23 protein-coding genes are annotated in these 22,184 nt (G+C 49.7%); 9 read left to right on the top strand and 14 right to left on the bottom strand.

Features of this window, described 5'->3' with window-relative positions; all coding sequences use genetic code 11:
- Nucleotides 1-293: 293 nt before the first annotated feature.
- Nucleotides 294-1,271, bottom strand: a complete 978-nt coding sequence (locus CWE21_RS10625; protein ID WP_126834422.1) for a hypothetical protein — start codon at nucleotides 1,269-1,271, stop codon at nucleotides 294-296.
- A gap of 312 nt (nucleotides 1,272-1,583) precedes the next feature.
- Between CWE21_RS10625 and CWE21_RS10620 the strand changes: the two genes are divergently transcribed.
- Together CWE21_RS10620 and CWE21_RS10615 are read left to right on the top strand one after the other, a co-directional pair.
- On the top strand, nucleotides 1,584-1,859 hold the full coding sequence (locus CWE21_RS10620) for a hypothetical protein (protein WP_126834421.1): 276 nt from the start codon (nucleotides 1,584-1,586) through the stop codon (nucleotides 1,857-1,859).
- Between the two features lie 213 nt (nucleotides 1,860-2,072).
- Complete coding sequence (locus CWE21_RS10615; protein ID WP_126834420.1) at nucleotides 2,073-2,327, top strand: helix-turn-helix transcriptional regulator; 255 nt, start codon at nucleotides 2,073-2,075, stop codon at nucleotides 2,325-2,327.
- Nucleotides 2,328-2,444: 117 nt separating this feature from the next.
- Here CWE21_RS10615 and CWE21_RS13430 read toward each other — a convergent pair whose 3' ends face one another.
- Complete coding sequence (locus CWE21_RS13430) at nucleotides 2,445-3,086, bottom strand: hypothetical protein (protein ID WP_198675112.1); 642 nt, start codon at nucleotides 3,084-3,086, stop codon at nucleotides 2,445-2,447.
- Entirely contained in the window at nucleotides 3,083-3,796 is a 714-nt protein-coding gene (locus CWE21_RS10610; RefSeq protein WP_126834419.1) for a hypothetical protein, read from the bottom strand. Before CWE21_RS10610 ends, CWE21_RS13430 begins: the two co-directional genes overlap by 4 nt.
- Here CWE21_RS10610 and CWE21_RS10605 point away from each other — a divergent pair.
- Complete coding sequence (locus CWE21_RS10605) at nucleotides 3,784-4,848, top strand: hypothetical protein (protein WP_126834418.1); 1,065 nt, start codon at nucleotides 3,784-3,786, stop codon at nucleotides 4,846-4,848. The genes CWE21_RS10610 and CWE21_RS10605 overlap by 13 nt on opposite strands.
- A gap of 97 nt (nucleotides 4,849-4,945) precedes the next feature.
- Here CWE21_RS10605 and CWE21_RS10600 read toward each other — a convergent pair whose 3' ends face one another.
- From CWE21_RS10600 to cysQ, 9 genes are all read right to left on the bottom strand, one after another.
- The gene (locus tag CWE21_RS10600) at nucleotides 4,946-5,563 is read right to left on the bottom strand and encodes an SDR family oxidoreductase (protein WP_126834417.1); all 618 of its coding nucleotides are present in this window, start codon (nucleotides 5,561-5,563) and stop codon (nucleotides 4,946-4,948) included.
- A 188-nt stretch (nucleotides 5,564-5,751) separates the two neighbouring features.
- Nucleotides 5,752-6,063 (bottom strand): hypothetical protein, encoded by a 312-nt coding sequence (locus CWE21_RS10595; protein WP_126834416.1) that lies wholly within the window; start codon nucleotides 6,061-6,063, stop codon nucleotides 5,752-5,754.
- Nucleotides 6,064-6,147: 84 nt separating this feature from the next.
- Nucleotides 6,148-7,536, bottom strand: coding sequence for a YfcC family protein (locus tag CWE21_RS10590; RefSeq protein WP_126834415.1), 1,389 nt, complete (start codon nucleotides 7,534-7,536; stop codon nucleotides 6,148-6,150).
- A complete protein-coding gene (locus CWE21_RS10585; protein ID WP_241970283.1) occupies nucleotides 7,511-8,362 on the bottom strand; it encodes an N-formylglutamate amidohydrolase in 852 nt (283 codons plus the stop codon). The genes CWE21_RS10590 and CWE21_RS10585 overlap by 26 nt, the downstream gene beginning before the upstream one ends.
- Before the next feature lie 10 nt (nucleotides 8,363-8,372).
- Nucleotides 8,373-11,096, bottom strand: a complete 2,724-nt coding sequence (locus CWE21_RS10580) for a TonB-dependent receptor (RefSeq protein ID WP_126834414.1) — start codon at nucleotides 11,094-11,096, stop codon at nucleotides 8,373-8,375.
- Between the two features lie 113 nt (nucleotides 11,097-11,209).
- Entirely contained in the window at nucleotides 11,210-12,124 is a 915-nt protein-coding gene (locus CWE21_RS10575) for a LysR family transcriptional regulator (RefSeq protein ID WP_126834413.1), read from the bottom strand.
- A gap of 149 nt (nucleotides 12,125-12,273) precedes the next feature.
- Complete coding sequence (gene cysN, locus CWE21_RS10570; RefSeq protein ID WP_126834412.1) at nucleotides 12,274-14,166, bottom strand: sulfate adenylyltransferase subunit CysN; 1,893 nt, start codon at nucleotides 14,164-14,166, stop codon at nucleotides 12,274-12,276.
- Between the two features lie 18 nt (nucleotides 14,167-14,184).
- Nucleotides 14,185-15,096 (bottom strand): sulfate adenylyltransferase subunit CysD, encoded by a 912-nt coding sequence (gene cysD, locus CWE21_RS10565; protein ID WP_338068223.1) that lies wholly within the window; start codon nucleotides 15,094-15,096, stop codon nucleotides 14,185-14,187.
- Between the two features lie 138 nt (nucleotides 15,097-15,234).
- Nucleotides 15,235-16,011: a 3'(2'),5'-bisphosphate nucleotidase CysQ gene (gene cysQ / locus CWE21_RS10560; RefSeq protein ID WP_126834410.1), complete on the bottom strand. Its 777-nt coding sequence runs from the start codon at nucleotides 16,009-16,011 to the stop codon at nucleotides 15,235-15,237.
- 217 nt (nucleotides 16,012-16,228) lie between these two features.
- Between cysQ and CWE21_RS10555 the strand changes: the two genes are divergently transcribed.
- The 5 genes from CWE21_RS10555 (at nucleotide 16,229) to CWE21_RS10535 (ending at nucleotide 19,995) form a co-directional block, all read left to right on the top strand.
- Nucleotides 16,229-16,477: a hypothetical protein gene (locus tag CWE21_RS10555; protein ID WP_126834409.1), complete on the top strand. Its 249-nt coding sequence runs from the start codon at nucleotides 16,229-16,231 to the stop codon at nucleotides 16,475-16,477.
- A 79-nt stretch (nucleotides 16,478-16,556) separates the two neighbouring features.
- A complete protein-coding gene (locus CWE21_RS10550; RefSeq protein WP_126834408.1) occupies nucleotides 16,557-17,213 on the top strand; it encodes a hypothetical protein in 657 nt (218 codons plus the stop codon).
- A gap of 197 nt (nucleotides 17,214-17,410) precedes the next feature.
- On the top strand, nucleotides 17,411-18,355 hold the full coding sequence (locus tag CWE21_RS10545; RefSeq protein ID WP_126834407.1) for a hypothetical protein: 945 nt from the start codon (nucleotides 17,411-17,413) through the stop codon (nucleotides 18,353-18,355).
- A 210-nt stretch (nucleotides 18,356-18,565) separates the two neighbouring features.
- A complete protein-coding gene (locus CWE21_RS10540) occupies nucleotides 18,566-19,204 on the top strand; it encodes a hypothetical protein (RefSeq protein WP_126834406.1) in 639 nt (212 codons plus the stop codon).
- Nucleotides 19,201-19,995, top strand: a complete 795-nt coding sequence (locus CWE21_RS10535) for a DUF3307 domain-containing protein (protein ID WP_126834405.1) — start codon at nucleotides 19,201-19,203, stop codon at nucleotides 19,993-19,995. The genes CWE21_RS10540 and CWE21_RS10535 overlap by 4 nt, the downstream gene beginning before the upstream one ends.
- Nucleotides 19,996-20,033: 38 nt before the next feature.
- Here CWE21_RS10535 and CWE21_RS10530 read toward each other — a convergent pair whose 3' ends face one another.
- Nucleotides 20,034-20,645, bottom strand: coding sequence for a hypothetical protein (locus tag CWE21_RS10530; protein WP_126834404.1), 612 nt, complete (start codon nucleotides 20,643-20,645; stop codon nucleotides 20,034-20,036).
- 222 nt (nucleotides 20,646-20,867) lie between these two features.
- Between CWE21_RS10530 and CWE21_RS10525 the strand changes: the two genes are divergently transcribed.
- Nucleotides 20,868-21,326, top strand: a complete 459-nt coding sequence (locus CWE21_RS10525; protein WP_126834403.1) for a helix-turn-helix domain-containing protein — start codon at nucleotides 20,868-20,870, stop codon at nucleotides 21,324-21,326.
- Between the two features lie 32 nt (nucleotides 21,327-21,358).
- Here the strand turns inward: CWE21_RS10525 and CWE21_RS10520 are convergent, their stop codons facing one another.
- On the bottom strand, nucleotides 21,359-22,093 hold the full coding sequence (locus CWE21_RS10520) for a hypothetical protein (RefSeq protein WP_126834402.1): 735 nt from the start codon (nucleotides 22,091-22,093) through the stop codon (nucleotides 21,359-21,361).
- Nucleotides 22,094-22,184 lie beyond the last annotated feature (91 nt).

Raw genomic sequence — 22,184 nt, 5'->3', positions numbered from 1 at the left:
CGTTTGGTTCGGTTGGATGAGCTAGGATTATAATCTGCCGCGCTAGAGGTATTGGCTGTAAGTGTCCCATTGACGGCGCCGTGACCTCTACCCTAAAAATAGGACCATGACATCGATGAGATTTCCATAGAAGTGAGAGGCTTGCGTTAATTGTTTGGACGGAATGCCTCCGATGACAGTGTCAGATTGCTCGTTGCCATAGCGCAAATGCCATAGAGTCGCAGGTTTTTGTGCGCGTTCAGTGCTCTAAGCTGACGTGAGGCGGTCGGTTAAACCCGCCTCACGTGAAATCGTTAAATTGAGATCCTAAAAATTTCAGTATTGTTTGGCGTATAAACGACTACTTCTTTAATGTCTCCCATTAGGTTTCGACCCTCGCAGCGAGAGATTTGATAAATATATGAAACTCGGACAAATAGATCTTTAGCATCGGGATAGAATCCAAACTTTTCAACAAAATCGATATTTCTGAAATCAAAAACGAATTCTCCGTTCTCTGTCTTTTTAATTAGCGAGTCAGGATGTTCAAACCATTCGCCGACATTGATCAGAACTCCATGTCCGTATCGATCCGAGCCAATCGATGTTTTATCGGATGTGACTTTAGTTCTGGCATTAAAGTTATGTGTTACCACGTGAACTTGTTCAGCACTTGTGGAGAAATATGACTGATAGTAGTCTTCTATTGCGCTGCTTTTGCGTTGATTGATGATTGCTTCTCTTCGGAACTCCATGTTGGGATGAACCTGCCAATCTACAAGTCCGTATGGGATGGGAAAATGGTAGCCCTCACCGCGCAGAATGGTTAGTATTTGCGACGGCATTGTGGATTCACTCGAGTGATAATCGATCCACTTAAATTTTTGTCTCTGTGATGAGTTAGATGTTGATCTATCATCTTGGAAATAAACAACGCCGTCTTGGTCGGAATCGCGCTCAAACACTGCAACTGTGTCAACGTTGAAAATTTGAGGTTTGGCGGTGACGTCTGTTTTATGCTCTTGAATCACTGTCATCCATGATTCCCACGCCTCTTTTTTCTCTGCCTGTCGTTCCGCTGGAGACATGGTTGCATTGACACCGGCATATTCCGTCGCTTGATCGTAACTCACCGGAACTTGACATAATCCCAACTTGAGATCGATGTAATCAGTCATAAAAATTGGACCTACTGATTCACCTGTCGAAGTTGTTGCGGTGCTCGAGCACCCGGCAATAAGCAGCGTTGCAGTCAGCGAAAGGAGCACTCCAAGCTTCGTATTGTTTTGCATTTTCTTCCCTATTATTTGTTTTCGTTTGCAAAAAATAAGCTACGAATAATTGCTTAATAAGAAGTTTAAATCAAGTGAAGTTTTCGTTGTTCGTTGGTGCGGCTAAGGCGCTTTTATTGGTGAACTTGGTCGTTTATATATTTTCAGAGCTAACCTCAGACGAATAGAGCCAGCCTTGTCATAAGCTGAATCCTAAACGCTGCGTTCGCTGGCATGGTTGCTTTATAACATTGACTCCAATTTTCAGAATGAAGTCGTATCTGTTTTTGACGGTGACGTCAGCGGGTACCGCTTTTTTTCGAGGTGTTGCTCATGGCTCGACGTAACAAAGATCTTCTCACGCTATTGTTGAACAAGCCACCAGCTGAAGCTTTGGTGTCCGGCGTACTCTTGGCGATTGCCATTTGGGCCTCAGGTTTTTTCTTCCAGCTCTTCGTATCGCCCGACGAGTCATCGCCAGACACTATCACCGCCGAAACGCTGCAACCCATGTTCGAATTGATTCGTGGGTTCTTGAATATGGTTGCCGGGTTTATCTTGTTCGCGGCAGTAATTCAATATTTAGTGCGCGGGGCGCTGCTGAAGTAATAGCTGACGCAGGCGTGAGTTATTTTAGTTCGTTGTCTTGACCATTTATGACCGTGCTGACACCTTAGGTCAGTGGACCTTAAGCAAAAGGAAGTTGCAATTTTGAACAGAGACCTTGATAATATCGCTCCGCTAACATATATGTTAACAGGTGTGTTGTGAGTACTTCGCAACAGCTACTTGATCACGTTATCGCCTATAGGGAGAGCATAGATGAGCAACGCAGAACAGCGCTTATATGCGCGTGAGAGCCTGATTTACACCGTTACGGAGGATCTCCTAGTGATTCTCGAAGATAAGGGCGTTTCAAAGTCGGAGTTAGCTCGTCGTTTAGGAAAATCTCGGGCTTATGTGACGCAGGTCTTGAGTGGCTCCCGCAACATGACATTAGGTTCGCTTTCAGACTTCTGTTTTGCTTTGGGTATAGAGCCTAAGGTCTTCTTGCCAGTGGGGCCGGAACCAGTGTGAGACCCATATTGCTAGTGTGTGTTCAACGGAGAGTTACAATAAGTGCACAAAAACTATTTGCGCTAAGTGCCGAGTTCGTTTTGAAGTATCATTCTGACGTCGAGCTTAATGCCGAGGCTATATTCCAAGATGCAGCTGCTTCGGAGCTCGGTAGTTACCGGTTTTGGCTCTAGTGTTCCTTAAGACTCTATTTGTCACTCGTGTCCACCATCGTTGTAAACGCGGAAACCTCCGCCGCCGCACAATCCACCTCCGAGGTGCATACTTTACTAGCAGCTCTTCCAGTCCGATGGGGCTTGAGAAAGAGGGACACGCGCGGTACCAATGACTCAAATCAACTTCAACGGTATCCACGTTGTGTTGCTCCAATTTCGCAATCTTTTCCTCGTCGACACGGTGCGTGACATAAATCTCAATCGCATAGGCGCGCTCGTTGACATAGCCTATTGCATCAGGAACTACGTCTCTTCCTAGACGAGCACCAGTGTCAACCTTATCGAAGCGTATAATCTCTCCGTTAGGTAACTTTAATTCACCCAATTCTTTAATCTTATCTATGGCGTCCTCGTGGAGGCGGGTTTTACCGCCACCTCCTGCTTGACGCGTCCCAGAATGGTGACGAAAGTGATGGGGCTCGTTATTTCGTCTCACGACGATGACCTTTGTACGACAAAGTGCACAAATAAAATCACCGCCGTTGACTGCCTCAGTAACGTGAACACGTTCCCTACTTTCTTTAGCTATACCATAAATCATCATGACGATGGCTCCTGTAACGCAAGCAGAGGGCTCCGACAGGTCTCGCACATGTGCGCGCAGGCATGACTTTGCCAACGCGAACCACAACCGATGCAGTGGTAGTCGAATTGCGGTCGCAGCGGGAACTCGCATTTTTCTGGGATGCGCCGCCAAGCTTTTGCGGTTATCGATTGGCTGAGTAAATGAAGTAAACGAGTTCGGTAGTTTTCCGGTTCGGTATTTCTGAACTCCTCGTTGTACTCGCTCAATATCAACTCTAAAACTGGGTATGTTTTCGGAATTGCAGTGAGTAAGTCCTGGCGGAACGGACGCCGAGTGTGGGTCATGACAACAGCAATTTGCGTGTCTTCGGTATGAATGACGAAATCTACTTGGTACTCGTCAAATTCAACGCCAGCTTCAATGGCGTCAATTGCGACAGGGCGATTACAAAGTAACGCCGAGCTGGGCGTCATGAACTCACTGAGCTGATTCAGCAGCTGATGAATGACGCCATAAAGCGACTCTGCGAATGCGTAATAACAACATTGCTCGGCATCATCGGAGGTATGAGCAAAGTGCCAGTACTTTGGCTGTTCTTGGTCGGCTATCAAGTCGCCAAAACAACCGGAACACATACAGTCGCATTCAAGTCCTTGCTCTACCTCTGTCACCTCTAGCCAGCGTCCTGAGAACTTGTGAATGGCAAATGGGATGAGTGGGTATTTCATATCTGCTTCCTCGTGTTAATAAATGTCGTATTGACGGGAACCAGATAACCGCAGAAACTGAAGAAAAGTTAGCGAAACACAGAGAATCTCAGAGAATCGCCATGGAAAAACAAAGGCTTATAATTGCTGCGCGCTGTGCGAAGGAATGGGTTGAAGCGCTGAAAAAGAACAAAAAGCCCACACAAGCATTTCATCAATTGCTTCACAGTATGAGTCAGCAGGTTATTGACTCTGACGGAGAGAAGTTGGCTTTTAACCTAACGGACGTCGTCGACGAAGTGGCAAAGTCTGAAAGCAACTCCGCGCACGGTAAAGCATTCTCAAAATTTGAAGAAAAGCTAGAGCAGTTTTATGACGGCTTACGAGAGTTTGCCATCGACAGCGACTTTGCGTTCATTCCAAAGGTGTCACTAGATAAATCTGAGCGAATCAATGTTGCGAAGTTCAGTGCTGTCGAAACTCCCGAGGGGGATATTCCCCGCGCAAACGAGATACCTCCAGGCGCAATACGCTATACATTTGAAGAAAAACATGAATTATGGCGTTTGTTTGGATTTATATCGGGGCTGCGCTTGCGCACCGGGCCTATGATAATAGCTGGCATAGTGCTGTGGCTTTTGATTATGGGCTATTTTGCGGTAGGGGTTTTTCTAGTCGAGGCAGCGTTGAGCGTTATGTCTACGAACTCATTGATGGGGCTTGCTGCCTACCTGCTGATTGGTTACTTTGCGCTACGTTGGCTACGCGCATTTGACCGCTTCATGACACATCGTATTGCGCTGACACATGATGCGCTAGCAAGAATTTCTGCACCGCAGTCAGTGGTAGTAATGAAAACTAACCTCGATAATGCCCCAACATTAGAAGTCATCAGCGCTGGTTCTTCGTGCCCAGTGTGCGGTGGTGTGATTCGCCTACGTAAGCCCCATTTTAAATCCTCACATGTCGTGATCGGTGCTTGTCATAATAATCCGACTGAGCATTGCTTTACCTTCGACCACACCACACGGCTCGGATGGCCGATAACGGAAGCTGCCCAGCATAAAAAGTAGCCCGCACTTGTAGTGCGGGTTACGCATTGGGACTCACTCGGGTAATTATTAAAGCCACCGAGGTGGTGGCGGGGTGGGCCCGTGGTAGAACCACGGGCTACTCGTAGGCGCTTATCACATCAAACGCCTTACCCACCATACCATCAGTTGTCAGACAGCCGAGCAGCACATGCGCGACATCTTCGCGTGGTATCTTGCCGGCGGGCAGATGCTCGCCAATGTCGACGCGGCCGCTGCCTTTGTCGTCGGTGAGCGCACCTGGTCGGACGATGGTCCACTCCAAGCCGCTGCGCATCAGTTCGCGGTCGGCGTAATGTTTGGCGGCGTAGTAGGGCTTGAGTTCGTCCGCCCAGTTCTCGCGATTGTTGGCCTGCCAGGCGCTGACCATTACAAAGCGTTTGATGCCTGCAGCTTGCGCGGCTTCCATGGTTTTCACGGCGCCGTCGAGATCGACCAGCAAGGTCTTGTCATCACCGCTATTACCACCTGAACCTGCGGTAAAGGCGATGGCGTCAACACCTGCGAATGCATCGGCCAGCTGCGCCACTGAGCCTTCTAAATCTGTTAGGCGTGTTTCCACACCTTTATCCTGCCACTGTTTTTGCTGCGCTTCTTTGCGCACCAGCGCCACGGCCTCATGCTCGGCATCATTGTGCAACAGCTCTACCAGCTGTTGACCTATTTTTCCATTGGCTCCTACCACTGCAACTCGCATTTAGAACCTCGCTTATCTCGTTGATTGAATTTGCGTGCTCTTTATTACCTTTGGGCGAAAGTGGTGAAATCAAGGGGAGCCCGCAGTTCTACTGCGGGGGAATTTTTCAGAGTGTAGCGGTATCTGTTTTGTGGGTACTGCTTTTTTATTATTGCAACTCCGAACTTCGTAATACCTATTCTCGCAATCTAACGCAGCGACGCAGGCTTCACACAAACATAATCATCATTCGAATACCGTCTCAAGCAAGAGGCGACTATTTCATTCGATTGCTTGTCATTAGCAATAAGTTCAAGTAGAAATGGTGCCATTGAATAGGCGCGGTTTTCGACCAGCACAGCTTCCTGCTCTGCTAAGTTAAGCATCAGTGTGGCAACCGCGTCGCGCTCACCAGTGTAGATTAAGATCTTAATAGTTGGTGCCTTAAAATAACCTTCGGACTCAAGCTCAGAGTCAAAACTGACTCGAAAACCAGATGTATCGGTATTACGCTTCGACACCAGTAGGTACTCACCGCTTATTTCATTGACGCTAAAAGTGAACGCCTCGCGGGTATCAGGAATGCGTCGATAAATAGGCTTTGACTACACCCCAAGGCTTACCGCGTACGTAAGCATTAGCATTGCCAAGCCAATGAACACCACACACAGAGGCAAGATAAACTTCGCCCATTGGGTCCAGGGAACTTGCGCGGTGGCTAAGTATGCCAGCAAGGTTCCTGATGTGGGGGTGATCATGTTGGTGATGCCATTACCAAATAAAAACGCCAATACGGTTGTTTGTGGGCCGACCCCGGCAATTTGGCCTAAGGGACCTAAAATCGGCATCGAGACCGCAGCTTGCCCTGAGGTTGATGGGATCAAAAAGTCCAAACTCAGCTGTGACAGCAACATGCCTTGGGCGGCTAGCCAGGAATTATTTTCACCGATAATACTGGTGAGGCCAAAGATCACGCTGTCGAGAATTTGCCCGCGTTCCAGCGTTACTGCAATAGCAAAGGCGACGCCAATTAAAAAACTCGCCAACAAAATCTTTTTCATGCCCGCAACGAAAGCATCGGCGGCGCCGCTTAGGCCTAGGCCGCTGATAAAAGCTAAAATCACACTCAGAAACAGATAAAACGCAGTCAGCTCTTCTTTGTTCCACTGCCAGGTATTCGATGCATAGACCAGAAAACCAATGCCACTTAATAATACCAACCACATGCAGGTATGACGTGCTGACAAAGGCTTGGCGTCAAAGCTTATAACGGTTTCTTCGCGTACCGCATGGTGTTTACTGTAGCGATGAATGACCAGCAGCATAAATCCGATGCCAACCAGAGTGAAGATACAGAAAAATACAAAACGCAGCCCGGCGCCGCTAAAAATAGGTACTCCCACTAAGGGTTGCGCGATGGTCAGTGGTAGTGGGTTGGTGACCGAACTTAAATAGCCGGCTTTTACCGCAACGGTCACAATGCCCAAGCCGATGATCCGTGTCATGCCCAAACGCTCGGCCATGGCCACCATCAGTGGAATAATCAATAAATATTCAGACGCTAGACCCAAAAAGGTACTGCCGGCGGCGAACACTACCATCAGTGTTGGCACCAGCACGTATACATTACCCCGCACTGAGCTCAATAGCCGCTCCAGACCGGCATCGACTGCCCCAGCTTGCTTTAAGATGCCAAACATACCGCCAATCACCAGTACCATGAAGATTAAGCCAGCACCGCGCTCTAAGCCCTCTGGAATGGCTAGAAACAGCTCAGCCATACTCACGGGAGCGGCGCCGTCGGCGACAGGGGATACGCGCCAAAGATTACTGACGCTGGCATCTTTATCAAGCACCGTATAGCTGCCAGGCAAGACGAGACGACCTTCGCGTTCATAGCTGCCCGAGTCAACCAAATAAGTAAGCAGGCCGGCCAAGAGCAAAATGCCAAACAGCACGACTAGTGGATTACGTGTTTGCTTTGATGTACTCAAGAATCGTCTCCGTTACTTGCGCCAAGTCCTGCTGCAACTGCGCAAAGTTCGCTGATTTTTCAAAGGTCGCCTCGTTCATATAAAGCGCACGATTTAACTCGATCTGAATACTATGCATTCCGGCCGAGGGTAAGCCATAGTGGCGCACAATGTGGCCACCTTGATAGGGGTGGTTCAATGCGGCGCGCAAGCCAAGACGCTGAAACTCGTTGATCACCACCGAACTGAACTCGCGCGACGCCGAAGTGCCATTGGCATCGCTGATCACCACGTCAGGGCGGGCGATGCCCGCATCTATGTTCATGGCATTACCGGTCGACTTCATGGAGTGACAATCAACATGCCAAACGCTACCAAATTGCGCTTTAAGGGTATCTAAGCGCGTAGCAAGGGCCTCGTGGTACGGCTGATAATACGCACTAATGCGCTCTTGTACATCGGTAACACTTAATCGTCCTGCATACATTGGCACGCCGGGTAAGGCAAAGCGCCGGATCAAGCCCATCCCGCGATCGCTATACGGCGTTGGCTGTAAATCTTCGGGCCAAGCCTCAGCCAAGAGCGCCGCGTCAATATCTGTCGCCGCCCGATTAGGATCAATGAACATGCGTGAAAAGTTGGCCGCAATTAGGCTGGCGCCACGCGCCACACTCGGTTGCCATAGCTCGTCGACGTAGGCGTCCCAACCGGTTTTCAGTTGCGCTTCGGTGGCGGCGAGTAGTGGATGTGATGGAAACCGACAGCTGCTATGCGGTGAATCGAATACCAACGGCTGTGATTGCCCCGTTGGGGGCAACCACATGGTAAATGCTTGTTCGTTTGACACCTGTGACTCCTTAAAAGTTATAAGTCAATTGGGTGTAGTAGAAGCGACCAATTGCGTTGTACGTATTGATATCAAAGTTGATATTCAAGTTGGTACGACTCGCTGGTGGTTGTTTATCACCAATGTTATTGACGCCGAACTTAGCTCGCAAACCATTGCCGAAGTCATAACCGGCCGAAGCTGAGTGATAGACCACGGTGCCAATGTGATAGTCCTCACCTTTGTAGGTTTCAGTGGTATCACCAATGTGGCGTGCGCTATAGGTTGCGCTCCAGTCATCACGCTGCCACTGCACTTGGAAGTTACTGCGCAGTTCAGGGAACGCTTCACGTGAACGCGCAATGCCTACGAGGTCTTCGACATTTTCCGAGCCATCAGCCAGTGTGCTTGCTTGCTCAAACTCACTCAAATAGGACATGTTCAAAGTCATGTCGAAGCGTCCATAGTGATTGTCAAAACGATAGCTAGCGAGCAGGTCAGCACCACTGGTAGCGGTGCGGTTAAGGTTCACTGGACCATCGACGATGTTTACCAGTTCACCGTTGCTATTACGCGTGATGACGCCGCAGTTACGACCAGTATTGGCGCATAGGTCGAGTAAGTTTTGCGCACCGAACGTGCTAATAGTGTCGCTCACTTCAATATCATAGTAGTCCAAACTTAAGCTGAAGCCTTCTATCGCTGCAGGGCTCCACACCATGCCGATATTGAAGTTATCTGAAGTTTCCGGTTGCAGATCGGGGTTACCGCCTACTGTAACTGGCTGGAGCGAGTCGGTCTGTACGTAACTGCTTGCTACGCCTTGACAGCCGGGTAAGTTACTACCGCCGGAGCATGGGTCGATGACCGGTGCAAATGTTGCGCGCTGGCCTTCGAATAACTCCAGAATGCTTGGCGCACGGAAGCCTTCAGCCCAGTTGCTGCGGAACATCAGATCGTCGTTCACGCGCCAGAGCACGCCCACTTTGGTATTGGTGGTACTGCCAAAGGTGGAGTAGTCGCTAAACCGCGCGGCTAGGTTCAGTTCAAGATCTTTTGCCAGCGCAGCATTGGTTAAGAGCGGGATCGTGGCTTCAGCATAGGCTTCGTATAGGTCGTATTCGCCGCGGGTGCCTTCACGTGGTGACGAAGTAGTTGCACGATAACTGTTGACCCGTGGATCAGCGCTAATACGCGCATCTGGGTTATCAACGCCTTGTTCTTTACGGTATTCAAAACCGGTCGCAACCAAAATTTCACCGGCATCGAGCTCGGCTACCGGACCGCTAAAGTTGATGCGCGCGTGGGTTTGCTTGGATTCGTTTTGGTCATGCCCTTGAAAACGAATGTAATCGACCATGTCGGCTGTCAGTGGGTTGAAGAGGTTCACGGGTGTGCAGTTGGCTGCTAAATCACTGACATCAGCGGCAATACCCGTGGTGTCACAGGCGCGTAATCCCAGCGCTAAGCGGTCGAGATCGAGCTGGTTATTACTGACGAAGGTCGCTTCGTTGCTGGCGTAGCTAGCGAATGCGTCCCAGCTCCAAGTAGCGCCGAGATAACCGTCAAAACCAATACCAAAGCGCATGGTGTCTACGTCTTGTGAGTTGACGCGCGGCCCTACCTCGTCGAAGAAGTTCAACACTCGAAAGTCGCTGCCAGAGAACTCAACGCCAAACGGATTAACGCGCGCGTCGTTGGCAATCATGAAGCCGCGGCTGCCCCGAATAACGGGCGGTGCGGGACTAAATTGCTGATCGGATTTGCGGTTATTATAAAGCGCTTCAATGCGCATGGTGACATCTTGAAACGGTTGTACCCACTGCGCATATACCGCGCTGCGCTCGAGTGGACCCACTACGTAGTTGTTGTCCCAACGGTTGTATTCATCAGAGCTTGTCGCGGCGCGCCAGTTATCAGGGTTGCTGCCATCGGTGTTTGGATCACGGGTGATGCCGCCGTTCTCGTAATAGGGCAAATAGGCAAGATCCGATTCAAGGAAGATCCCTTCGGTGGTACCGGTGGTAAGGCCGTTCAAGGGGACGCGAGTGAGAGCACGATCTTGGCTATAGATAGGTTGTTGATCGGTATAGCTGATCGCAATCATTAGATTGTTGGCGCCAAAGTCGCTGCCATGAAGAAAGTCAAAGTTGACAGATTCACGATCGCCTTCGCTGGCTTGCCCGTAATAAGCTTTTGCTTGCGTCCCTACATAGTCTTTGTAGGTTTGGATATTGACGACGCCGGCGATGGCGTCGGCACCATAGATGGCCGTCGCACCGTCTTGGAGTACCTCGACGCTCTTCACAATAGCGCTTGGTATAGTGTTGAGATCAACAAAGTCACGAAAACCACGGGTACCGGCACCATTAACCCAACGGTTACCATTAACCAGCACTAACGCACGGTTTTCACCGAGGTTGCGAAGGTTGATTGTGCTCGAACCATGTGACGTACCGGCTGAGCCGTTTCCATTTAAACTGGCGCCGACTGACGGCAGCTCCTGCAATACTTCACCTAAGCTAAGTGCGCCACGAATTTCCAGGTCTTCTTGGTCGACTACTTGTACAGGTGCGCCGGATTCTTCGCGGCGGGCAATCCGCGAACCTGTAACGGTGATTTTTTCTTGTACTTGTGTCTGTTCCGCCGTTGGCTCGGTTTGCTCTTGTGCTTGCGCTGGCGCGCTTAACGCCGCCGATAATGCGAGGGTAATGCCGCTTGCTACGAGCGTCTTCATAAAAATAGGGTTGTTCATAATGCGTCTCCGCAATGCGTTATAAGTTATTTTGTTACGACGCAGGCAAGCTACCAAATACTTAAATTGCTATGCAATGTTATCTGTTTTTGTCATTCAGCTATGCGGTTTTGTTATATATGAATACTTCGACTTGCACTCACCGTCATTGCTTGTTGGCAGTGCTCCATAAAGCGCTGCGTAAGCAGTGACATAGGTGCGTGCTTGGACGTAATAAAGCCGTACTCGATGGGAATAGTGGGGGCAAACGGTCGTAAAATAAGCTCTTGATTTAGATATTGTTGTGCCAGCGCGCCGTTCACAATGGCGATGCCAAGGCCCCGCCTAGCAAAGGCACAAGCCGTGGCCACATTATGCGTATCGATTTTTGGTCTTAGTGACAAGTTGTGATCACGAAAGGCCTGTTCTATTTGCCCGCGTGAAGTGCGCCCTTTGCCTAGCAATATAAGGTGTTCTTGGGCTAGATTGCTGGGGGTGAGCTGTGGCTCTTGTGCGAGTTTGTGGTTACGGTTGAGCACGCACATCATCTGGCTTTGAAAGAGTGGGGTGGCATTGATTCCTGGATGGCGCTCAGGCAATTGAATAAACCCACAATCAAAAGCGCGATGCGCTACTAGTTCGCGGGTTGAGTCAGGACTGCGAGAGTCGAGGTTGATCGTCACATTGGGGTGTAAACGCATAAATTCGGCAACAACGTCGGCTAATAGGCCTGCGACAAAACTTACTGGGGCCACCACTTTTAACGAACCGATACTGGTGTTTTTAATATTTTGGGCCAGTTGCCCCAAACGCTCGACGCTACCCAGTGCAACCTCTGCTTCGTTACTTAGCGCATGCGCCTCTTCAGTGGGGATCAGACGCCCATGCTCTCTATAAAACAACGCAAAGCCGACATACTCCTCAAAACTCGCGAGTAACCGGCTAACCGCAGGCTGCGTTAATTGTAATTGAGTGGCAGCAGCTGTTGTTGAGCCGGTGCGAAATACTGTTTGGAAAGCTTCTAAAGCTTTTAGGCTGAGCTTCTTCATTCTCTTCGTCCAATTCGTCCGTAGCGCCTATCATAACGCTAACGCTTCAATAACAGTAGCCCGCAGTTTTACTGCGGGGGAAGCTGCGGGGCACACGTGGGTGGTTGTTCAGGGTATGGCGGTGGTGGCAGGTTTGACCCGTAGTAGAACTACGGGCTACGTGTTGCCAAATAGGCGATGACTTTGTCGGCGGCTTCGTCGATGCTCAATGCCGTGGTGTCGAGCGTCAGCTCCGGCGCTTCAGGCGGCTCGTAAGGTGAGCTAATGCCGGTAAAGTTGGCAATTTCGCCTTGGCGGGCTTTGGCGTAGAGGCCTTTCGGGTCGCGTTGTTCACACACCTCGAGCGGCGTATCGACAAAAATCTCAATAAATTCGTCTTGGGCAAGTCGCGAGCGCACGAATTCCCGGTTCGCACGTAGTGGCGAAATAAATGCAGTCAACACAATCAAGCCAGCGTCGACCATCAGCTTGGCAACTTCACCAATGCGGCGGATGTTTTCGATGCGATCGGCCTCACTGAAGGTCAGCCCTGTATTGAGGCCGTGGCGCACGTTGTCGCCGTCGAGCAGGTAGGTGTGTTTGTGCATTTCCAGTAATCGCTTTTCGACTGCATTGGCAATGGCTGACTTGCCCGCGCCCGAAAGCCCAGTAAACCACAACACCACCGGTTTCTGTTGTTTCAACGCCGCGCGCTCTGCAGCGCTGACGGTGGTCGTCTGCCAAGTAACCGGGCCCACCCGAGGCGAGCGCGCTTCAATGCTATCATTCAGCGCCTGGGTGACCATACCCGCTGCCACCGTCGCTTGCGTAAGCTTGTCGATCAGAGTGAACGCGCCGGTGGCACGGTTTTGTTGGTAACTATCAAACACCAGCGGCTGCGTTGCCTGCAGGTCAATCATGCCGATCTCGTTCAAACCAAGCTGGTTGTCTTCAACTTCTTTGAGCGTATTGATATCGATGCGATAGCGTACCTTCTCACACTGCGCGGTGGTGGTCTGGGTGTTCATCTTCAGCAGATATTCCCGCTGCGGTTGCAGCGCGTCCTCATGCAACCAAACCAGTTTGGCGCGCAATCGCCGTGACATTTGGGGCAGGGCGTCTTTCTCGACGATCATATTGCCGCGGCTGATATCGATGTCGTCGTTGAGGGTTAACGTGACCGCTTGCGGCGCCTGCGCACGCTCTAATGCACCGTCGAAGGTCTCGATACTTTTCACTGTGGTGACTTTGCCCGAGGGCAGCACGCGAATGGTGTCGCCTGGCTGTACTGCGCCCGAGGCGATGTTTCCGGCATAGCCGCGAAACTGTGCGTTGGGGCGGTTCACCCATTGCACTGGCAAGCGGAAGGCTTTTTGCTGCGCCTGCTGAATTTCTAGGGTTTCAAGGTATTGCATTAAGGTGCGACCGCGGAACCACGGCGTATTGGCGCTTTTGTTTACAACATTGTCGCCGTTAAGCGCACTGATTGGCACGAAATGGATGTCCGGAATCGTCAATAAACCGGCTAGCTCAATGTACTCTTGCTGAATAGCTTTGTAGCGTTCTTGGCTGAAGTCGACGCTGTCCATTTTATTAACGGCAACGATCACATGCTTAATGCCGAGCAAGCTGACAATGAAGCTATGGCGACGCGTCTGTGTTTGCACGCCTTTTTCAGCATCGATAAGGATGATCGCTAAGTCGCTAGTGCTGGCGCCGGTCGCCATGTTGCGCGTGTACTGCTCGTGACCTGGGGTATCGGCAATAATGAACTTGCGCTTGGCGGTGCTGAAATAGCGGTAGGCCACGTCAATGGTGATGCCTTGTTCGCGCTCGGCTTGCAAGCCGTCGACCAAATTAGCGAAGTTTACTTCTTCGTTTTGGGTGATCGCTTGCAGTTGGTCTTCATAGATCAACTGACTGTCATGTAATAGTCGGCCGATGAGTGTGCTTTTGCCGTCGTCGACGCTGCCGCAGGTGATAAAGCGGAGTAACTGCTTACTTTCGTGTTGCTTGAGGTACTGTTCGATGTCTTGGGCAATGAGAGGCGATTGATGGCTCATGGCTGTTCGGCACTTCGTTTAGAAGTACCCCTCCATCTTTTTCTTTTCCATCGAGCCGCTGCTGTCGTGATCAATCACACGGCCTTGGCGCTCTGAGGTTCGGGTTAGCAACATTTCCTGAATAATCTCTGGCAGTGTGGTTGCAGTTGACTCAATGGCACCGGTCAGCGGGTAGCAGCCAAGGGTTCTGAAGCGCACCATCTTGTATTGCGGTTGTTCGCCTGGCTCAAGCTTAAGACGGTCATCGTCGACCATGATCAAAGTGCCGTTGCGCTCCACGACTGGGCGCTCTTTGGCGAAATAAAGCTCTGGAATTTCGATGTTTTCTTGATAAATGTACTGCCAGATATCGAGCTCGGTCCAATTACTGAGTGGGAACACCCGCAGGCTTTGCTTCGGTTTGAGCTTGGTGTTGTAGATGTTCCACAGCTCGGGGCGCTGGTTGCGCGGGTCCCAGCGGTGCTGCTCGTCACGAAAACTGAAAATCCGCTCTTTGGCGCGGGATTTTTCTTCGTCTCTGCGGGCGCCACCGAACACGGCATCAAACTGATGCTCGTTCAGCGCTTGCTTGAGCGCCTGGGTTTTCATGATGTCGGTGTGCACGGCGCTGCCATGCTCGAATGGACTGATGTTCTGCTTCAGGCCTTCGGGGTTGGTGTGCGTTAATAACTGAAACTTGTGCTTGGCCGCCATGCGGTCGCGGAAGGCAATCATCTCTTGGAACTTCCACGTGGTGTCAACGTGCAGCAATGGAAAGGGCAGCTTGCCTGGCGCAAAGGCCTTGCGTGCGAGATGCAGCATCACCGAACTATCTTTACCGACCGAGTAGAGCATGCCGGGCTTTTCGCACTCGGCCACCACCTCACGCATGATGTGAATGGCTTCGGCTTCGAGCTGCTGCAGATGGGTCAGGTTATGGTTCATTCTTATGTGTGCCCCTTGTTGTGCTTAGCGATTCTACCTTGTCGTAGCCCGCACTTCTAGTGCGGGGGATGCTGCGGGGCACACTTAACAGGTTGTTATTTTCATCGAAATCGTGGGTGGGTGGACCCGTAGTAAAACTACGGGCTACTTCACGATAAAATACGGATTCAACAACGACTCTTTCTGGTTGTAGGTCAGCGGCTCTCCGTCAGTCGTCACAACCTCTGCCCCAGCAGCCAGCGCCACGGCATGCGCCGCAGCAGTATCCCACTCACTCGTCGGGCCTAAACGCGGATACAGGTGCGCTTTGCTCTCAGCGACCAAGCAGAGTTTTAGCGAACTCCCCATTGGCACCATCTCGTAAGGTTTGTCGAGCTGGTCAAGGTATGCCTGCGTGTCGGCCGACGGATGCGAGCGTGAGCCGACGATTTTGAGTGTTTCGGCGTTGGCGTCTTGGCGCGCTTTGATAGGTTGACCATTTTTGAAGGCGCCGAGTTGCTGAGTGGCGCTATACATGGTTTGCGTCGCTGGCGCGTAAACCACGCCGGCAATCGGTTGGCCGTTAAGAACCAACGCAATATTCACCGTGAATTCACCGTTGCGTTTAATAAATTCCTTGGTTCCGTCCAACGGGTCGATGAGCCAGTATGTCTGCCATTGCTGGCGCTCTTGCCAGTCGATGTTGGCTGATTCTTCAGACAGTTGCGGTAGTTCAGCTAAGGTTGAATCACTTAACTTTTTCAGTTCCGCTTTAATGATCTCGTGCGCCGCGAGGTCAGCTTGCGTGAGCGGACTATCATCGCCTTTGGTCTGCACCTTTATGCGTTCGGCGAAATCCGGCGCATCATAAATCCTCATAATCGCATCGCCGGCTTTGCGCGCAATCGCTTCAAGTTCGTTTAAGCTGTCGTGGCTTAGCATTTTTGGTCCGTTTCTACCTAAAGTTGTCGATGAACAATAACATTTTTATATCGCAATTGATTCGTTTGTCTATTCTCCTACCTAGACTAACAGTATCATTTGCGTTGCCAAAAGGTAACTTTTCACTCGATGTGGAGTATGCTTTTTGTTTTATTGCCGTTTTATGCGCTTACTGCCATGTTTAAATGACAACTAAAACAATAGGGCAGGGCTCTTCATGACCCCACAAAACGCCGAACCACGTGTCTTTTCTTTGCGCGCTGCAGACAAGAAGCTCTTTCGAGGTCTGTGCATTGCCGGATTATTGTTCCTCGCCTCGTATTTCTTGAGTGCCCCTGAACTTGCGATCACCTTAGGATTTGAATCGTTGGGCATTTTAGCCGGTGTGCTGTCGTACGCAGCTCAAGCGCTGCTGATTGTTCATTTGTTGGCTTATATCTTTAAAGAGTTGGCGCGGGAAGATTAGCGATTCAGCTTACGCGTTACTGGCACTCACGCCGATGTTCGAGTAAGTTATTGAACATCAATAACATCGAGTGTAGCCCGTGACAGAACAAAAACCACAACCACCCAAACCTACCTTCATCGTCGACTTCTGGGAAACGGTTTTCCGTTGGCTCGGCAAGCTTTCTGTATTTAATCTAGTGCGCAAGCTCTTTGCTGGCGCGCGAACTGGGCGTTTTGTTGATGCCTGGGCGCTGAGCCATGTGTTCTTGTCGGTCGCCGCGGTGCCGTTGGTGATTTATGTGCCGAGCGTTTGGGTGGGCGGCATTATCGCGGGCTATGCATTTTTGCGTGTGTTCGAGGTCGTCGTGTACCAGATGAACGTGCTGCTGTTCGACGAGTATCGCGCGAAGCGCGCAGGGCGCAGTTATGCGCTGCACGGCTACCGACGGATGATTTTGCTCTTGATGCAGAACTACTTCGAAATCATCTTCTGGTTCGCTGCCCAGTATGCGTTTTTCAGTCAAATCTTCGATTTTACCGTGCCCGGTTCCAACGAGAGCGTGTTCGGCGCGGTTTACACCAGCTTCGTAGTCATGACCAGCTTCGGTTTTTACAACGTCACACCGCTCAGTGTGCTGGCCTACACCATTGTTATTGCGCAAGCGGTCATCGGTCTCTTTATGACGCTGCTGAGTTTGGCGCGTTTTATTGGGCTGATTCCGAATCCTGAGACCATGGATATCACCGAAAAGTAAAATTAAATAAGGGAGGGCAGCCCTCCCTCATGTTTTCCAACGATTTTGTCCACTTTTCCTATGTAAGTTGTTATGCTGCGGTCGTTTTTTCTTGTGCAGAGGTCGGGAATGTGGAAGTTTACTGGAGCGCAGGATTTAATCACTTGTGCAGCCGATACTGACGAGTGTCGGTTTACTTCCATTGGAGAACAATAATAATGAAACTACTTACAGCAACACTTGCTGCGGCGGCACTAGCATTTAGTCTGAACGCCACTGCGCAAGAAGAAAATCGCCAAACTCTTGTAATTGAGGGAACTGGTCTTGGTGATGCGAGTGATGCGCTTTCGGTATATCCAACGGCATCGTTTTATCGTATTTTTATTGAATTCGATACGTCTGCCACTTTGCTTAACTCAGACCCGCAAGTAAAGCAGTACGACAACGCGGTAACGCTATTTGATATCAAGTACTACGACGCACAGGACCAACTGGTACCTGGCCCAACGATCACTTTTGATGGTGACTTACCGGAAAACGTAGCAGCGCGTCCGGACGTTATTTTCTATGGTAACAACGGCTCATTTGATCGTGTTATGGTAATGGGGGATATCAGCTTTAATGGTAGTTCTTATTTCTGGCTAGATCCTCTGTTGAGCGGACCGTCAGGTTCAATTTTCAGTGACTTTACCACCGGTTTTCCGCAGTTTAACGAAGGTGCTGTAACCAACGTAATGAACGGCTACACGCATTTTGGCTATAACAGCTTGGAACAAACTTACGTGCACATTGATGCATTTGGTCCAGTTGCGACATTGTCCTATTTGGTGTTGGACGCTGACGGCGATGGTGTTGTCGACAATGTGGATACATGCCCTGTATCGATTCTTGATGAAACAATGTTGTTCGACGGCTGGTACGACTCAGGCGTAACCAACTACGTTGATGCGAATGGCTGTTCTATTGCTGACCACTATGCGGCTTGTGAAGCTGTTGAAGAAGAAGCGCCACGCCGTGGTATTCGCTCAGTTCGCAGCGGTCCATCTTCGTGCGAAAAAGCTGTGTCGTACGACTTGGTTGCTGACGGTGTGATTTCATACGCAGAAGCGCGTTTGTTGCGTGAAGCTTTGTATGAGTCTGCAAGCTCTACTGGTGATCGTTAAAACCTAGCTTTGCTGTGTAAACAAGCACCTCTGTCTGAATAGGGCAGAGGTGTTTTTTTTAGGAAAGTCGGCCATCAGGGGATTACACCTGGCTTCAAGAAACCACTAACCATACTTGATTTAAGTAACCTTATTTAGTTACATTTGCAAAAGTAACTAAATAAGGTTACTTTTAAAAGTGTCTATTAAATTTTAATCAATAGGTTAGCTATGGTTACGTGTCTTGCGGCGGTTATCACCGGCGATATTGTTGCTTCGCAAAAAGTCGATAAAACGAAATATGAGCAGATCTTAAAGCGCTTAAAAGATCTGTTTGATGACCTTTCAGAACGTTATCAACTGCGGTTTGATATTTTTCGGGGGGATGAGTTTCAATTGGTTTTGCCGCACCCTGCTCACGCACTGCGGGTCGCCACCTTAATTCGCTTAACATTACTAGCTGAGCAGATAGATGTGCGCCAGAGTATTGCGGTGGGGCCGATTGATCAATTGCGGGATAATGTAAAAAGCTCAACCGGCGATGCGTTTGTTCGCTCAGGGCATCAACTGGAAGAAATGAAGTCGGAGCTATTTCGATTCTCCTCATCGCAGCCTGAGTTGGAGTGGCATTTGAGCGTTACCATCTTGCTGTTTGATGCGCATTTAACGTCGTTAACCAAGACCGAAGCGCTGGTACTTTCCTGTTATTTGTTTCACCCTGATGAACCGCATAAGTCGCTAGCCGAGCGTCTTGATAAAAGCCGCGTGAACACTACTAAATTATTAAACGCTAGCGCTTACAGCGTCGTTGACACCTATTTGGCTTATACCCAAGCGTTGATCGAACAACATGCTGGAGATAATCAATGAATGACTATTTAATCCTGGCGAGCTTGTTTATTTGCCATATTCTGGGCGACTTTTACTTGCAGAGTAAGGCAATGGTTGATGCGAAGCATTTTGGCCAAAAACGAAAGCCGCTTATTGTGTTCGACCAAGAGCTCGGCGTTATGATAGCGCACCTATTGCATATTGCTCTTCACGCACTGGTTATGGCGTTTGTGCTATATTTCCTGCGAGGGATTGAAGTCATTAGGTTAAGCGATACAAATTTGTATCTTGCCATCCTAGCGATCGCGTTAGGTCACCTTGTCATTGACCTACTTAAGTCAGGATGGCGTCTTAAAATGATGTCGGACGACAACGCCGTAATTACCTTAGTTGGTGACCAGATGGCACATCTGATGTGGATATTGATTGTATGGGCTTGGCTGTTCGACGACCTGAATAATTTTTCCGGCCTGCTGACCGTCAATCATTTAGTTATTTTCGGCGCTTACCTGCTGGTTTTGAGACCCACGTCAATCTTAGTCATGTTGTTACTCTCACCCCATACCCCTAAAAATGGCGACAATCAGATCCCCAAGGCTGGCAAGCTGATCGGGTACATTGAACGTGCGGTGGTACTGACTCTGATTTTTGTGGATCAGTACACTGCAATTGGTTTTATCATTGCGGCAAAATCGGTACTTCGGTATGGCGAAAGCGGTGGCAATAATACCAAACTGAATGAATATGTTTTACTCGGCACGCTCGCAAGCTTTGGGATTGTGTTACTGGTAGGTATTTTGGCACGGGTAGCGCTAGGGTTCGAGGTGTAACCTAATAAGGTTACAATCAAAAATGTAACCCATTTTGGTTACATTTGAAATCGGGTTAAATTTCCGGGTTTTTTACAGATATAGCTATCGTTTGAATAGCGTTGCAAGCAACTACCAATGTTGTCGTCTTTACGCGGTTCAAACGCGATCAGCTCGAGCAAAAACGGAGCCATCGAGTACGGGCGGTTTTCGATGAGCATAGCTTCGTTAGCCGTCAGGTCTAGCATTAAAGTGGCAACCGGCTCGGATTCGTTAATGAAGATAAGTATTTTCACGACATCGTTTGTGCTTGGTTGTAACAGCTGGCGAGCCTGAATTGAGAACTCCGCTTCAGGAACCTGCACTTCAGCTGAATAATGGTAGCCAAAACGCGGCAACATGAAGCTCAAAGTATCTTTGTGTTGTTTGTTTAACGCTCGAATCGCGAGTGTTTCGGGGGCCACGAAATAGCCATTTGACTTAAGGTCAGCATTGAAGCGGATCTCGAATCCAGCGGATGCTTCTGCGTCCTTCGGTGTGAGTTTGAATCCATGTTCAACGGAGTCGACTGCAAACGTAATCGCCTGTCGTGTGTTCGGCTCTGTGTACCAACTTGGCTCTGATGCGATGATTTGAGTGAATAATAGTAAGAAGCTGAAATGATTAAGCACTGGGAGTACCCTTCAAATACAAACTGTGACTTGCGGCATATGTCCGCCTCGTCTTAATTATTTTAGGTTCACTATACTAGCACTCCCTCCGATGTTCGAGTAAGTTATTGATTTTAAGAAACTGTCGTATCGGTTTCGTCGACATTTCGTGTTCATTACGTGTTGCGGTTGTCGCTTTTGGGGCAGACTGCAGTCACCTCAAGCACACAAGGTAAGCGAATTATGTTAGTTAGGAAATTACGTTTGAAAAACGGCTGGTCACAAGCTCAATTGGCGGAGATGGCGGGTGTAACGACACGCACCATTCAACGCATTGAACGCGGCCACCCGGCCAGTATGGAAACAAACAAAGCGCTTGCTGCAGTCTTGGAGGTCGACTTATCTCAACTTCAACCTGAGGACGACACAATGAAAGACGACGCAATATTACAACACGACGAACAACGCGCTCTGCAATACGCCAAGCGAGTAAAGAGCTTTTACGAAGGGTTAATCACCTATCTTGTCATGGCCGCGGTATTCTTCTACTTCGGTTACGACGAGCCACTGCTGTATTGGGTTTTCGGTGGTATCGGTTTAGGCCTGGTCGTGCAGGGGCTGATTGCCTTTGAGAAGATTAGCTTCTTAAGCCCCGGCTGGGAAAAGCGGCTCGTTGAGCGCAAACTCGGCCGTAAGCTTTAGCTCTGTAGCCCGTGGTTGTGGCCACGGGCTCTCTAATCTGCATCTTTTCGCGCATGAGGAGCGTCCAACATCATATAGCGCATCAAATTCGCAACTCTCGGTGCCGGCAATGCCGAGAAGGCGAAGCGAAAGTAATCGACTGACGCCATGCAACGCTTGGCAAAACCTTCAGGCGTTTCACTGCGCTCGTCGAAGCCGCTCATATCGAGGGTGTTGTAAAGCAGATCTTGGTCAAATGCAGCGAGTTCGTAATCTATCGGATAGTAGTCATTTTGTAAGCCCTCTTTGAGCAAGCGCGTGTTAAAAGCTATCTCATCTGCATGGCCACCTTTATAAGCGATTATCTTCTCAAAATCGCCTTCACCGTAGGTCGAAGTGTCGATGACTTGGACACACAAGAATGGTTCTTCCAAGGCCATTGCTTCATAGAAATCTGTCTCGCGTGTGTAGAGTTCCAGCAGCAGCAGATCTGAGACGCGCATGACGGATTCACGACGAAGGCTCACCATATAATCAACGATGAGCCGGTCAATAGCCCGCTGAAAGTCGTCTTCATACGGAACCTGATCAATTAATGTGCGTAATTCTTGATAATACTCTGGCGCGTGCTCTTTGAGCACTTCGACTTCTCCGATGTCATTTAGCGTAGCTGTGACGACGGCATTGCGCTCGTCAGTCTCGGTTTTCGGCTCCTGTTTCTGCGCCTGCTGCGTTGCGCAGCCCGTCAGCGCGATGAGCATGAGTACTGAGGTGAGTTGTTTGAGCATAACGATCCAATGTTATTGATTTGTTGCCAATTTAGCTCGAGACCTGTCGCCGTGTCAATCTATGGGAAGGGAGGGCTGCCCTCTCTGTTGT

This window comes from Pseudidiomarina aquimaris (genome assembly GCF_003987395.1).
In the GTDB taxonomy this organism is placed as follows: Bacteria; Pseudomonadota; Gammaproteobacteria; order Enterobacterales; family Alteromonadaceae; genus Pseudidiomarina; species Pseudidiomarina aquimaris.
This window is presented reverse-complemented; position numbering and strand designations above follow the sequence as displayed.